Source organism: Caballeronia sp. SBC1 (genome assembly GCF_011493005.1).
In the GTDB taxonomy this organism is placed as follows: Bacteria; Pseudomonadota; Gammaproteobacteria; order Burkholderiales; family Burkholderiaceae; genus Caballeronia.
This window is the reverse complement of the sequence record NZ_CP049157.1, coordinates 320,684-334,429: the sequence shown is the minus strand read 5'-3', so window position 1 is coordinate 334,429 and position 13,746 is coordinate 320,684. Positions and strand designations below refer to the sequence as shown.

The window sequence follows — 13,746 nt, the reverse complement described above, 5'->3', positions numbered from 1 at the left end:
CCGGTCGCTTTACCTATGCAACGGGGTCTTCAGGCAGCGGTCTCCATACCCCCATTCGGCCCGCGCGAGCCGCCGCTGGTCGGTCCGCTGCACGTCACAGATGAGTGGAAAACGAACTTGCCTTGTTCGTAAAACAACACCGTCGGGTCAGATATCAGCGATATCGCACACGTCGCCGCCTTGACCAATATCTTACGTTGCTACCTGCTGATCGGCCATTGCGCCTCGATTCATGTCATTCGTTCATGTCAATTAAGAAAATCTATGGAACCGATAATGTTCGAATTCGAATGCTAGTGAACAAAATCGAAAATGTAAAGGCACATTTGTGACGAGTGACAAAGGTACAGGGCGACGAGTCGGAGTTAGTGGAAAACCTCGAAATGGCATCGTTAAGAATTCTTGAAAGTTCGAAAGAGAACGGACACGCCAAGCAATAGCGCCCGCAATGGGGGTAACTCTGCAAGCCCAGGTTTGGACGTGTTGATGCCGCGGTTTCATGGACTGCGAGCCGAGCGCCCGCTCACATTCCTGCTAGCGAGCCGCGATTATTTTGCAGAGGCCGGCTAAGGGCGACCGGCAATCCGGCAACAATTTGCCTGTGCAGGTAGAGTGAAACTCCGCGACTAGAAAGTTTGCCGCGGCTGATGCAATGTCGAGAAAACAGAGGCCAACCATGCGGGTCGTCAGACAGGTCACTAAGCTTATTCGGGTTGTCGCCGTGGTCGCGCTCGCGCCCTTCGGGTTGTTGTCGACACCCGCACATGCAAGTGCGATAGAAGAACAGCTCGATTGCAAATCGACGGGCCACGTGTTCATCAGCGCACTGATGCAGAGTGGCGAGATACAGTCCAAGCCCATGCATGTCGAGAAGAATTCAATCAACGCATTCCGACCGGCCCGGGGTGTGAAGCTGACGGCATTCGATTTCCCGGTCTTCGTGGTGCTCGGCTATGAGAAGGACGATCCGCTCTTCAAGCCGGGCAAGGGCGATCCTGTCGCGGACTGGGCATACGGTGTAGTGGTGACAGGCGCGTCGGACGACGTCAGGCAGCGCCTGAGTCAAATAGGCAGCGACGCTATTGTTCACGAAGTCACGCCCGTAATGACGGCGATTCTTTGTAAGGCCCATTGAAAGTCGATTCGCAAGGCGCGCCTAAGACCCTCACAGCTTGTCTTATGCAAGTGCATTAAGGGGCAACGGGACCCTGGTCGCCACTCAATGCGTTGCAGGTTCTTTACTCTGCCGCCGCCGGCAACTGTGCGTTTTCGGTGCGCAGCGTGAGGCGGGCGATGCCAAACGCCACCAGCGAGGAGAGTGCGATTGCGACCACCATCGGCTTGGGCGCGCCATCGGCGAACAAGCCGGACACGGCCATCACCGCAGCGCCCACGACAAACTGCAATGCGCCCATCAGCGCCGAAGCCGTACCCGCAATTGCCCCATGACTTTCAAGCGACAAAACCGCTGAAGTCGGCAAGACAAGCCCCAGGAAGCCATATCCGATAAACAGGAAAACCATCATTAGCGCGAGGCTATCGGCGCCCGCCAAAAACAGCACCGCTACGATGCTCATCGAAATTGCGAAGCCGGTAACCGCCACGCGAATGACGCGCGGCAGACCGTACTTGGCAGTGAGGCGCGCAGTCAACTGGCTGAAGCCGAAAAACGCCGCTGCGTTAAGCGCGAAGCACAGGCTGAACAACGTGGGCGACAAACCATAGTGGTTGATGATCACGAACGAGGCGCTTGCCAGGTAGATAAAAAACGACGAGACGCCGAACGCACCGACAAACGTCAGACCAAGAAACATCGGATCACTAAGTAATTTTCGATAACCCGCGAATGCGCTCGCCCACGAGCTGCCAGCGCGATGATGGATTTCCCGCGTCTCCTGCAACTGCGTAACCGCGAGCACGAGGGCAAGGCCGCCGGCTACAGTCAGCGCCCAGAAGACACCGCGCCAGCCGAACGCCGCAATGATGAAGCTGCCGGTCAGCGGCGCCAAGAGTGGAGAAACGCTCACGACAAGCATCAGCAGCGACATGAGCCGGGTAGCATCGTGACCGGTGTAAAGGTCCCGCACGATGGCGCGCGGAACGACCATGCCGGCACACGCGCCCAACGCCTGGAGCACACGAAAACCGATCAGGACGTGCACGTCCGGCGCAAAGGCGCAGCCCACACTGCCGATAGTAAAAATCGTCAGACCGACGTAGATCGGCATCTTGCGGCCGAAGATATCCGAAAGCGGCCCGTAGACGAGCTGGCAAACCCCGAGCGTGATAAAAAACACCATCAGGCTCATCTGCACCTCGGCCGGGGTGGCGTGCAGCGCCCCTCCAATGGAAGGCAGGGCGGGCAGGTACATGTCGATGGCAAAGGGGCCCACGGCGGTAATCAGGCCCAGCACAATGGCAAGTTGAAGAAATCGTCGTGTCATCATTTATTGAAAGGAAAGAGTGGCGGCATGGTAATCGAAGTCATGCCGGTTCGAGTGCGCGGGTCAAGTGCGCGGGTCAAGCGCGCATCACGGCGCATTCCAATTTCGGATACCAGTCCGACCCGCGCCCGCCGGGTGTCAGGTCGAGCATGGTCCACAGCGGCATGGGGCTACATACATGACGAACGACGCCTCGAGAAATCGACATCGCCTGCTTCAACCATGTCGATATTCACCCGTACGCATGACGCAACGTAGGGCTTTTACATCGGAAGAGAGTCGAGTCGGGTAGGGCAGCTAAAAACGCGGCCGAAAGCAAAACCAAGTCAAACGGGTGCGGGTTTGAAATCCCCAGGTCAAGCGGACGCGAACTCTGCATCTGCCCTTCATGATGTGCACTATAGTGAAATCCACGCTGGCGCGCTCAGATGACCAGGAGACTATGCGGCGGCGCAGGAGACGACCGGAAGGTTCACAACAGGCATAACTTCGCCTTCGGGTCCCGTTCAATAAACATGGCGTCCAGCGCCATGGTCTAGAACAACAAGGAGTGAGATTCAATGATCCAGGCACATCCACTATCCTGCCCATGCTGTGGGGATCCAGCCACCCGCGTGCTTACCCGCCGTCGTTTCCTGGCCCTCGCAGCCGAGGGCGCCGCGGCACTCGCCTTGCTACCGCATTCCGCCTACGCCGACACGGGCGCGACCCGGACCATCGCCTACGACTCGGTCCCTAATCCATTGCATTTACCGCGCGATACTTACTTCGGCGAATGTTCGGGCGTCGCGTTGAACTCCAAAGGCCATATCTTCGTGCTGTCGCGAGGCAATACGAGCGGCCCGGCTTACGGTGCGGCGGCGGCTCAGTTGCTTGAGTTCGCACCCGACGGCCGGTTCGTGCGCGAGATCGGCCACAACCTCTATGCCTGGTCTTTCGCGCACATGGTCAAGGTGGATCGCGAGGACAATATCTGGGTGACGGACAAGGGCTCGGACATGGTAATCAAGTTCACGCCCGACGGCCGCGTAGCGATGGTATTCGGCCGCAAGCAAGAGGCCGCCGATGAGGAAACCGGTCCGCTCAAGCATCCGAATCCGCCGCTTCCTGCCGAGCCGGGCCGCTTTCGCCAGGTAACCGACGTGGCCTGGGACGCCGCCGGCAACAGCTATATCAGCGACGGGTATATCAACTCGCGCGTGGCCAAGGTCGACAAGAACGGTAACTGGCTGAAGTCATGGGGCGAGCGCGGCACCGGGCCCGGACAGTTCCACACGCCGCATAGCATTGCGCTTGACGCTAACGGTAGTGTCTATGTAGCCGACCGAAGCAACCGTCGCATCCAGGTGTTCGACGGCGAAGGCAATTTCCAGCGCCAGTTCACTATCGACGTGCCCGTGCCTCCCGGTGCGCGGCCCGCAATTGGTTATGCGCCAGATGAGGCAGCCATAGCCGCCGGCACGTTTGCACCCGGCTCGCCGTGGGCCATCTGCATCTCGCCGGGACCCAACCAGGTGCTGTACAGCTCCGATGCTTTCCCTGGGCGCATCTATAAGCTGTCGCTTGAGGGCGAGGTGTTGGGGGTACTCGGCGAATCAGGTAAGCAACTGAAGCAGTTCGGCTGGATCCATCAGATGGCTTGTCCATCGGAGAACGTGCTGTTTGTTGCCGAACTGCTGAACTGGCGCGTACAGAAGCTGGTGTTGCACGCGTGACGCTCATTGTGAAATGAATCTGATCGAGTCGCCGGAGTGGCGGGCTGCTGCTCGCCACTTCATCTAAGGCTGCTGTCCGGGGCTTTGCGTTAGCCCAAAACATGCGTTAGCGATCGTTGGCGAAGTTGATCTAATCCGCTTATCCAAGGGTCTCATATTTACTGACTTTCTCAAGGCGCCTCTAGCGGCTGTCAACCAATGCTCACCCCCAGCAAACCTGCACCGCACTCGGCGATATCCACTATACAAATCCCGGATAGTGCTTAAGAAGCGTTGTCCCAAGCGGATCAAAGGCGATACTGCGGACACGCCCTCCCGAACCTACGGGTTGCCCCGCATAGTCGACGCTAATGACCCGCCACTAGTATCCCCGCCGCAGAAGCGCGATATGTATAAACTGGGAAAATCGACAGGTCAGCGGCATGCCTGCGGGTTTGTCCTTTAGCGAATTTTTGTCAGCACCGCCCCTTTTTGTGCGCTAAGCGGTCAAGCAGTCAGCAACCCCGTGTCGTACAGCACGCCCGGTGACGACGTAACAAAAATATAAGGAAGAGACATGAGCAGCAGTCCGTCAGTCGACGTTCAGACCTTCATTAATGAACACCCGTTCGGCGGGTTTCAATGGCTGATCTTTGGAATGTGCTTTGTCATTGTCCTGCTGGATGGATTCGACACAGCGGCTATCGGGTTTATCGCGCCGTCCCTGATCACCGAGTGGAATATCAGCAGGCCTGCACTTGCTCCGGTCCTGAGCGCCGCGTTGTTCGGGCTGGCGTTCGGTGCGCTCCTCGCCGGTCCGCTTTCCGACCGCCTGGGACGGCGGGTGCTTCTGATTGCATCGGTCGTGATCTTCGGCGTTGCTTGCCTGGCTTCCGCTTTCTCCGGCGACCTCACCCATTTGACAATATTGCGCTTCATCACGGGACTCGGACTAGGCGCAGCCATGCCTAATGCAGTGACGATCATGAGCGAGTTCTGTCCGGATCGCCGACGCGCAACCCTGATCAACCTGATGTTCTGCGGTTTCCCGCTAGGCGCTGCGTTCGGCGGTTTTCTCGCGGCGTGGATGATTCCCGCTTTCGGATGGCGTAGCGTTCTGATGCTCGGCGGCGCGACTCCGCTTTTGCTGGCAGTCTTGCTGCTCATCGCGCTTCCGGAGTCGGTGCGTTACCGGGTTGCGCATGCGCATGCCGTCGACAAGATTCGCGCAACGCTTAGCCGCATTGGTCGCAGCGCCGCTAACGCCACGTCGTTCGTCATGACGGAACAGGCTCAGGCCGTGCCGGGAAAAAGCGGTATCCGGCTGGTGCTGTCGCGGGAGTACATCGTTGGGTCGGTGATGCTTTGGCTGACCTATTTCATGGGACTCGTCATCTTCTACGCATCGATCAACTGGATGCCGATTCTGCTTAAAGAGGCGGGTCTGAGCGCGCAGCGCGCCACGCTGATTTCTGCGCTGTTCCCGCTGGGCGGCGTGGGCGCCGTGCTGTGCGGCGTCCTGATGGACAGGTTCAATCCGAACCGCATCATTGGAGCATGCTACGCATTGACCGCGATCAGCGTGTATTGCATTGGTCACGCGGTCGGCAATATCAGCCTGCTGATCGTCGTCGTCTTTGCGGCAGGCGTATTGATGAACACGGCACAGTCGTCCATGCCCGCGCTAGCGGCCGCGTTCTATCCAACCCAGGGGCGCGGCACCGGCGTTGCATGGATGCTGGGCATTGGCCGGTTCGGCGGCATAGCGGGTTCGTTCCTGGTCGCCGAGCTGACCCGGCAGCACTTCAGTTTTGAAAACATCTTCGCTGTAGTGGCAGTGCCCGGCGCGGTCGCATGCATTGCACTACTGATCAAACAAGCCTTTCAACCAAGATCCGCAAGCGTCAAGGTCAGCGACATAGGAACGGTTTCGCACTAGTCGCGCGGACGACATACAAAAAAAAGCCCGCGCCCCTCTCGAAGGCGCGGGTTAAAGCTTACGGAGCGTCGCCCGCCAGGACGAGGGGGACCCGGCGAGGACGAGACCTAGCATAGGCGTTTTCGTTTGAAACAGGTCTTTCCCCATATATCGGCTCCTTACGGACCTTTCCCGGAGGCCGTGCCCGGGAACGTGCTTAAGGATTGGTATAAATCGGGAACAGTTTTAAATAACAACCTGCGCTTCGCGGACCACGACAGACCGGGTGATCAACGGATCAATGGTTTCAGTTGCCGTGAACTGATCCGCCACCGCACGCGCCGCGAGGTGACTCACCCGACGGAGTTGCCAGGGCGCTGGTCATCCACGGGCGAACCGCTTCAGCCTCGTGATATGGCGCCGCCTTTGAGCTCGGAGCTCGCGTTTGAAGATCGCGCCTGCTGCGCTTGCATCCCGAGTTCAAGCAAGCGATTGGTCGCAATCGATCCGGCGACCGCGCACAACATCGGCACAATGAAGTCGTGATCCACACGCGTGAATTCGACCATGAGGACGAGCGCGGTGACCGGCATTTTCATCGATGAAGCGAGAAAGGCCGTGGCCCCGACAATCGCAAAAGCACCCATGGGCGTACCCGGCCATATCAACGTCCAGACTCCGCCCAGCACGATAGCGAGCAGCGCGCCGTTAGACATGCCGGGAGTGAGCAGGCCGCCTTGGGCGCCCGCGCGCAAACTGCTGGTGGTTATGGCGACCTTGATGACCAGCAGCGTGGCTGCAAGGCCGATGGTCAGCTCATTGCTGAAGCCCAGCTGCGCAGGTGTCTTGCCGTTGCCGAGGATCTGCGGGAACGACACCGCGAACAAGCCGATGATCAGGAAGTTGACGAGCGAGAAAAGCGGCAGCGTCCATCCCTTCGGTGCGGCCGCGCGGGCCTTCGTCGTCAACTGGACGAACGCGAACGCGGCCACGCCAAATACGGGACCCGTGACAATGGACCACGTCACGAGGTTCGCGCTCAAGCCGAAGTGCGGCACGACGTATTGCGATTCGTCGCCGAGGCCGAGCCACGCGACCACAGCCGCGATGACCGAGGTGACCAGCGCGGGAATCACGACACGCAGCTCGAACGACCGGAGCAATACTTCGAGAACAAAGATCGCTCCGCCAAACGGAACGTTGTACACGGCAGCGAGCCCGGCGCCTGCGCCACACGCCACCATCAAGCGGGTTTGCTCGACGGTGAGGCCGGCGTAGTGCGACAGCCATCCTGCAAGCAAGGAGCCGATCTCGCGAGGCGCAACCTCACGGCCAAGCGGCGAGCCCAGTGCAACGGTGATGATCTGAAGCAGCGCATGCGCGGTCGTGGTGACGGGAGGCATGCGCGGGTCGTCGGATGACACGGCCTTCTTGATGCTGACCAGCGGCCGCCCATAACGATAGATGACGAACCAGCCGCAGCCTGCAACGAGACCGCAGAGCACCAGCACGGCGACCCGGCGGCCAGCCGATGCCGCCACGACGCCCTCGTAGAAACTCTCGTGTCCGACCAGTTGCGTGATGCTGTAGCCGTAAGCGACGTGCTGAATGAAATGCAGCAGCAGCGCCAACGCCATGCCGCCCAGGCCGGCGCCAATCCCTGTAAGAACGGTGACCATCGCGAATCTGATCAGTGGGTTGCCGGGGACTCCGGGGCGGGGTGGTTGAGCGAGCATCGGAGAATGTTAGCGATATGAAAGGGGTGGCCGATTGAGCATCCTTGCATTCATCGGTTAAGCATAATCAAAAAACTTCAATTAGCGTGAACCCGAATCTACCGCTTGAGGAATCAGGCGTCAAATTCATTTATTTTTTTAATTAATGTACTTTGCGCATGATTCCAATGGGACCCCGGCGTGCTCCTATTGATCGCGATCAGCTTTGCGTCGGCCCCTTGAGCCGTTCAAGAAGCGAACTGATCAGATCGATCGGCATGGGGAAAACAATGGTCGAATTCTTATCGCCGGCTATGTTGGTCAGTGTCTGCAGATAGCGCAGTTGCATGGCTTGCGGCGCTTGCGCGAGCATTTGCGCGGCCTGCAACAGCTTTTCCGACGCTTGCAGTTCGCCCTCCGCGTGGATGATCTTCGCGCGCCGTTCGCGCTCGGCTTCAGCTTGCCGGGCAATGGCGCGCACCATGGTCTCGTTCAAATCGACGTCCTTGATCTCGACATTCGACACCTTGATGCCCCATGCATCGGTCTGCGCATCGAGCACCTTTTGAATGTCCATGTTGAGGCGCTCGCGCTCCGCCAGCAGCTCGTCGAGTTCATGCTTGCCGAGGATCGCGCGCAAGGTCGTCTGCGACAACTGGCTGGTTGCCTCGAAGAAACGCGCGACCTGGATGACAGCCTTCTCTGGATCGACCACGCGAAAGTAGACCACCGCGTTGACCTTCACGGAAACGTTGTCGCGCGTGATCACGTCTTGCGGCGGTACGTCGAAGACGACGGTGCGCAGATCCATTCTTACCACTTGCTGCACCGCGGGAATGATGAGGACGAGGCCCGGCCCCTTGACCTTCCAGAAGCGCCCGAGCATGAAGACGACACCGCGCTCGTATTCGCGAAAGATGCGGATTGCCGAGAACAAGATGAGGATGACTAACGCCAGCAAGACGCCGCTGAAGCCAAACGTGAATCCGACCATTATTTTTCTCCTTGTTTTACTTCGTCCAGTCGCGCCACGCTCAGCATGAGCCCATGACGCCCTAGCACCCGGACGCGCTCCCCGCGCACGAGCAGTGCCGGAGTCTCGTGAGAGCACACACGCCATCGTTCGCCGTGCACGCGAGCCCAGCCGCTGTCGCTCGGCGGCACGTCTTCCAGCATCTCGCCGATACTGCCAAGCAGCGCTTCCCCGCCGCTTACCACCGGCCGCCGGCGTGCCCGCAATGCGACGCTCGACACAACGAACACGAACAGCGCAGTGGCGACCGTCAGGCCGACCACGAGTGACACCGGAATGCCGTAGCCGGGAGTGTCGGTACGAAACAGCATGAGCGCGCCCATCGCAAACGCGACAATGCCGCCGAAGCCGAGCGTGCCGAACGTGGGCAGGAAAATCTCGGCAACGAGAAAAGCGATGCCAAGCAGGATCAAGCCCAGTCCCGCAAAGTCGACGGGCAGCAATTGCAATGCAAACAAGCCCAGCATCAGGCTGATTGCGCCTGCAACACCGGGTAACGCGAGGCCGGGATTCGCGAACTCGAAGAACAGGCCGTACATGCCGATCGTAATGAGAATGAGCGCTACGCTCGGATCAGTAATTGTCGCGAGAAAGCGGCTGCGCCAGTCGGGCTGGATCGTCACGACAACCGCGCCGGATGTAGCGAGGACATGATCGCCCGTGATCGTGTGCACATGCCGGCCGTTCAGCTTCGCGAGAAGGTCGGGTACGTCGGACGCGTTCAGGTCGATCACGTTCTGCGCGAGTGCTTCGCTCGCTGACAAGCTGACCGCTTCGCGTACCGCGCGTTCGGCCCACTGCACATTGCGGCCGCGCAGTTGCGCGAGGCCACGTATATAGGCCGCTGCATCCTGCACTTGCTTGGTGGTCTCGGTGGATGCCGCATTTATGCCAGCGGATGCCGACGCACCTGTGTCTGTCTTCGCCTGGCCCGGGTCAGGCTCGGTGGGCCCGCCTGCGCTGAGACGGATAGGCGTGGCGGCGCCCAGGTTGGTGCCAGGCGCCATCGCGGCTATGTGGCTTGCATAGACGATGTACGTCCCGGCGCTCGCAGCCCGTGCCCCGCCCGGTGCAATGAACGCTGCAACGGGAACAGGTGACGCGAGGATAGCCTTGATGATCGAGCGCATCGACTGGTCGAGTCCGCCGGGGGTATCGATCTCGAGAACGGCCAGTTGAGCACGTTCTTCAACCGCCCGGGCAAGCGCGCGAACGACGAAGTCGGCGCTAGCCGGGCCGACAGCGCCGTCAAGTGGAATGACCACGACAACCGGGCCCGCGGCTACGGCATTGCAGAGCATCAGCCCTACGAAAAAGGCCGCCGCTTTGCGCAACAAGAAGGCCGCTGTACGGAGAAATGCGCGCACGGCATGCGGGCGAAACAAGCGAGACGGATAGCGTTCCATCACGATAAGAGCCGCATCTGCAGACAGGGTGACGCAGGCTCAACGAGGGTTGCCTGACATTAAGCTTATGCCAAATTAAGCACATACCAAATGTGTCCGCTCTAAGGATTTACACGATGAAGCCGCGGCTACCGCTCAAGCGATATCAGGCGCGGGCAAAGGCTTCACTTACCTCATCCGATCGTTTCTGGTTGCGTGCGATGCCGGAATATTTTCACGGCTTTGATCGTTTAGTCCATATACCGCGACGCAAGCGGTGCAAGCACGCGCAATGTGTCAGTCGACGCTGGTAGGAAGCCGTGCTGGGTCCACGCAGGAGACGATGATGCGACAGTTACTTCAACTGGGAATAATGCTTGCCGCCATGGGTTTTGCCGGGCCCGCGCTTGCGCAAACGTACGGCGACGCAGCCGGTTCAGATGTTGACTCCGGCGTCAATTGCCGCGCCGTAGCGGGACAAGCGGATGTTGATGGATCGCCGCAGCAAGTCGTGGGACGGGCGTGTCTGCAAAGCGATGGAACCTGGCAGTTCGTCGAGAGCCCTGACGGCGGCATGCTTGTGTACCCGGTCGGGTACTATCCGTATTCCGATCCTTGGTACTGGGGGCCGCCGCTTTTCATTGGCGCGGGCGTGAGCTTTATTTTCGTCGATCGTTTCCACCACCATTCACACTTCGATCATTTTCATCAAACGGGTCATATGCACGTCGGCGCGCCAATGGGTTCCGGCTTTCACGGCGGACCATCGCAATTTGGCGGCGGCATGCACGCGTTCTGGGGAACGGGGCGGCACTAGGTCGAGGCTTGGATTGGGCTGGCTCAAGCAGTATGAGTATTGAAATTTTTAAATACAACTTTCGGCGAGAACGCGGCATTCGAATGATGCATTGCCTCTTGCTGGGTCAAAAGCTGGACTGCAGCCCGACCCGCTTCCGACAATTCCGACAAGGTTGATTCGCCCGCTTATTGCAGGACGACCGTGGGCAATTTCGATTCATCCAGCACGGCGACTCCGCAGAACCAGTCGCCTCCATGCACGTCGTATTTCCAATGCATATTGGATTTCAGCAGCGACCTGCAGTTATCGAGCGAAATCATGCCGGGCTCGGCAACGGTGCATCGACCTACGGCAATCGTGGGCTCCGGCAACACATGCTCGGAGGCTGTGCGAACAGGCGAGGGCGTCGAGGTGGATTGCAGGTCATCGACCAATTGCTCAAGTTCCTCGATACGGCCGGAATACCAGGTCGTGAGACACGTTTCATCGGTGCAATGCGTTTCTCTCCAAGACCATTTGGCATCGCTGTCCGCACGGAATGAACGTTTATCCGCAACTGCGCGGCGCGCTTTCCAATACAGCTTTCCGAGTTGATCGTCGAGCTTCGACAAATCCGGGTTATGGCAGATCAGCTTTTCAGTCGCTGAGTGACCGAGGTTGCAATCGAAGCTGGTGGCATGGGCCACGAGCGGACTGCCTAATAGAATTATGGAGATCAGGGTGGTCTTGAAGAGAGTCATCGTTATCGCTGGAAGAATGGGCCTTTCACTCATACTCGGCTGGATTCGATGCAAGGAATGCAAAGAAAAGAACTGGGGTTCGGTCTGTACTTACCAAATATTTCCAATTGACCAGGCGGTTGTTCAAAGAGTGTGTAAACGGCTGGCTAGCGGGTTTTTTTTCAAGCGGCGTGAGGTACGCTAGGGAGAGTAGGCTGGCGGGTAGAGGAGAGTACGAAGGAGGGCACGACCGGCGCTGGTTGAACATGTTACTTAAAGCTTGCAGCGCTGCCTGAGCGCTAGCTGCGCGTCAGGAATGCGGGGTCATCACATTGACTGTGCGGTAAGTCGGGGTAAGGAGGCAGGAAAATATTGCGGTCATTCTTTGATGATCACAGGCCATTACGCGAGATCATCCTATGTCGAAAGACAAGTTTCACGAGTAATCAGGCATCTGCTGCGAGCCTCGGTGCTAACGACGCAGCTGGGTTCCACTAGCGTGCAGCGAGTCGCGCAGATTGTCACTATCATCGAGGGTGCGGCGCTCAAGGCCAATGCCCCGGATTGAACCTGACGGACTAAGCCGCCCGCCCGGGAAATGAAGGTGCCGGAAGGTGCCGGCTGAAAGAAACAAGGATCTGATCAGTGCATTGGTGGAGCGCGTAAGTGTAGGCCGAAGCTGACGGTATGGTGGCTTCCGCCCTCGCTAGTTCCAAAACATGGCTCATCGGAGTTGGCTTATGTTGAAAACGGTCGCAGCCTCTTTATTGCGTCCTGGCATGTTCCTGCACAGTCTGGATCGGCGTTGGCTCGATCACCCATTCTGGAAGAACTCGTTTTTGCTTACCGCTGTCGATATTGAGAAGATCGTCACAAGCGGAATTACATCTATTGTGATTGATACGGATCGAGGTCTCTCGTGCCCGGAGGAGTTCCTGGGCGAACCGGTTGACCCGTTCAATGCAGGCAGCTCCATCGCGCAGACGGGGGACGGCCAGCTACTCGACACGGCGGCTACGGCACGCACGCAACTGCCGCGAAGACCAGTAGCCGAGGAAATTGAACACGCAAAGCGTCTGTTCGAATCGGCCTCCAATGAGATGAAGATGGTGTTTCAGCAAGCCCGCATGGGAAGAGCCGTGTCTGGCACTGGCATGATGCCGCTGGTGCAGAGCATTGCCGCGTCAGTTATGCGCAACCCATACGCATTGACCAGCGTGGCGCGCCTCAAGCACCACGACGGCTACACGTATATGCATTCCGTTGCCGTATGTGCGCTGATGACGGCGTTGGCGCGGGAACTCGAACTTGACGAGCCAGTTGTGCTGGAGGCGGGCGTGGCTGGTTTGCTACATGACCTCGGCAAAGCGCTCATGCCGCTCGCCGTGCTGAACAAGCCCGGAAAGCTGAGTGTGGAAGAGTACGAGGTCGCCAAGAAACACTCTTATGACGGCTGGCACATGCTGCAGTCAGCCGATGTCAGTGCCGGAGTGCTGGAGGTCGCGCTGTACCATCACGAAAAGGTCAATGGCCGTGGGTATCCGCATGGGCTCAAGGACAAAGCCATTCCCCTGCTGGCCCGGATGGGTGCGGTCTGCGACGTGTACGACGCCGTCACATCCGAGCGGCCATACAAATCGTCCTGGCATCCGACTCAGGCGCTTCGCAGCATGGCTTCGTGGGATGGGCAGTTCGACAAGACCATTCTTGCGGCCTTCATCAGCACGGTCGGCATTTATCCGGTGGGCTCGCTGGTCCGGCTGGAATCGGGCTTCCTTGCTGTCGTGCTCGATCAGGGCAGCGGGTCAATCCTCACGCCGACCGTCAAGATGTTCTTCTCATGCAAGTCGAATCAGCCGGTCTTCCCTCAAATAGTAGACCTGAAGAAATCAAAGGGCGCCGACCGGATAGTGGCCATTGAAGATCCCAAACAGTGGAATCTTCCGCAACTAAACGACCTTTGGCTGAATCAGGCCGGTCCCTTTGCGTAGGCGTCGCAGGGGGCGCCATGGGTCGTTGCATCGTCTTGCCAGATGTAC

At 58.8% G+C, this 13,746-nt stretch carries 10 protein-coding genes; 5 read left to right on the top strand and 5 right to left on the bottom strand.

Annotation, left to right across the window (positions count from 1 at the left end; all coding sequences use genetic code 11):
• Window positions 1–676: 676 nt before the first annotated feature.
• Window positions 677–1,135, top strand: a complete 459-nt coding sequence (locus SBC1_RS19415) for a hypothetical protein (protein ID WP_165098845.1) — start codon at window positions 677–679, stop codon at window positions 1,133–1,135.
• 103 nt (window positions 1,136–1,238) lie between these two features.
• Here SBC1_RS19415 and SBC1_RS19410 read toward each other — a convergent pair whose 3' ends face one another.
• The gene (locus SBC1_RS19410; RefSeq protein ID WP_165101493.1) at window positions 1,239–2,444 is read right to left on the bottom strand and encodes a multidrug effflux MFS transporter; all 1,206 of its coding nucleotides are present in this window, start codon (window positions 2,442–2,444) and stop codon (window positions 1,239–1,241) included.
• A 560-nt stretch (window positions 2,445–3,004) separates the two neighbouring features.
• On the opposite strand from SBC1_RS19410, the gene SBC1_RS19405 reads away from it, so the two are divergent.
• Both SBC1_RS19405 and SBC1_RS19400 read left to right on the top strand, forming a co-directional pair.
• The gene (locus SBC1_RS19405; RefSeq protein WP_165098848.1) at window positions 3,005–4,159 is read left to right on the top strand and encodes a peptidyl-alpha-hydroxyglycine alpha-amidating lyase family protein; all 1,155 of its coding nucleotides are present in this window, start codon (window positions 3,005–3,007) and stop codon (window positions 4,157–4,159) included.
• A gap of 556 nt (window positions 4,160–4,715) precedes the next feature.
• On the top strand, window positions 4,716–6,077 hold the full coding sequence (locus tag SBC1_RS19400) for an MFS transporter (RefSeq protein ID WP_165098857.1): 1,362 nt from the start codon (window positions 4,716–4,718) through the stop codon (window positions 6,075–6,077).
• 380 nt (window positions 6,078–6,457) lie between these two features.
• Here SBC1_RS19400 and SBC1_RS19395 read toward each other — a convergent pair whose 3' ends face one another.
• The 3 genes from SBC1_RS19395 to SBC1_RS19385 form a co-directional block, all read right to left on the bottom strand.
• Window positions 6,458–7,792: a chloride channel protein gene (locus SBC1_RS19395; RefSeq protein ID WP_165098860.1), complete on the bottom strand. Its 1,335-nt coding sequence runs from the start codon at window positions 7,790–7,792 to the stop codon at window positions 6,458–6,460.
• Window positions 7,793–7,991: 199 nt separating this feature from the next.
• Complete coding sequence (locus SBC1_RS19390) at window positions 7,992–8,765, bottom strand: slipin family protein (protein WP_165098866.1); 774 nt, start codon at window positions 8,763–8,765, stop codon at window positions 7,992–7,994.
• Window positions 8,765–10,210, bottom strand: a complete 1,446-nt coding sequence (locus SBC1_RS19385) for a nodulation protein NfeD (protein WP_165098870.1) — start codon at window positions 10,208–10,210, stop codon at window positions 8,765–8,767. The genes SBC1_RS19390 and SBC1_RS19385 overlap by 1 nt, the downstream gene beginning before the upstream one ends.
• 325 nt (window positions 10,211–10,535) lie before the next feature.
• Here SBC1_RS19385 and SBC1_RS19380 point away from each other — a divergent pair, with 325 nt between their 5' ends.
• On the top strand, window positions 10,536–11,006 hold the full coding sequence (locus tag SBC1_RS19380; protein WP_165101497.1) for a hypothetical protein: 471 nt from the start codon (window positions 10,536–10,538) through the stop codon (window positions 11,004–11,006).
• A gap of 167 nt (window positions 11,007–11,173) precedes the next feature.
• Here SBC1_RS19380 and SBC1_RS19375 read toward each other — a convergent pair whose 3' ends face one another.
• Window positions 11,174–11,782, bottom strand: a complete 609-nt coding sequence (locus tag SBC1_RS19375) for a lysozyme inhibitor LprI family protein (RefSeq protein ID WP_241202157.1) — start codon at window positions 11,780–11,782, stop codon at window positions 11,174–11,176.
• A gap of 665 nt (window positions 11,783–12,447) precedes the next feature.
• Between SBC1_RS19375 and SBC1_RS19370 the strand changes: the two genes are divergently transcribed.
• Window positions 12,448–13,698: an HD-GYP domain-containing protein gene (locus tag SBC1_RS19370; protein ID WP_165098876.1), complete on the top strand. Its 1,251-nt coding sequence runs from the start codon at window positions 12,448–12,450 to the stop codon at window positions 13,696–13,698.
• Window positions 13,699–13,746 lie beyond the last annotated feature (48 nt).

Coding starts and splice junctions, on each gene's coding strand:
- SBC1_RS19415 (WP_165098845.1), top strand. CDS start 677: ATGCGGGTCGTCAGACAGGTCACTAAGCTTATTCGGGTTGTCGCCGTG.
- SBC1_RS19410 (WP_165101493.1), bottom strand. CDS start 2,444: ATGACACGACGATTTCTTCAACTTGCCATTGTGCTGGGCCTGATTACC.
- SBC1_RS19380 (WP_165101497.1), top strand. CDS start 10,536: ATGCGACAGTTACTTCAACTGGGAATAATGCTTGCCGCCATGGGTTTT.
- SBC1_RS19385 (WP_165098870.1), bottom strand. CDS start 10,210: ATGGAACGCTATCCGTCTCGCTTGTTTCGCCCGCATGCCGTGCGCGCA.
- SBC1_RS19395 (WP_165098860.1), bottom strand. CDS start 7,792: ATGCTCGCTCAACCACCCCGCCCCGGAGTCCCCGGCAACCCACTGATC.
- SBC1_RS19390 (WP_165098866.1), bottom strand. CDS start 8,765: ATGGTCGGATTCACGTTTGGCTTCAGCGGCGTCTTGCTGGCGTTAGTC.
- SBC1_RS19400 (WP_165098857.1), top strand. CDS start 4,716: ATGAGCAGCAGTCCGTCAGTCGACGTTCAGACCTTCATTAATGAACAC.
- SBC1_RS19370 (WP_165098876.1), top strand. CDS start 12,448: ATGTTGAAAACGGTCGCAGCCTCTTTATTGCGTCCTGGCATGTTCCTG.
- SBC1_RS19405 (WP_165098848.1), top strand. CDS start 3,005: ATGATCCAGGCACATCCACTATCCTGCCCATGCTGTGGGGATCCAGCC.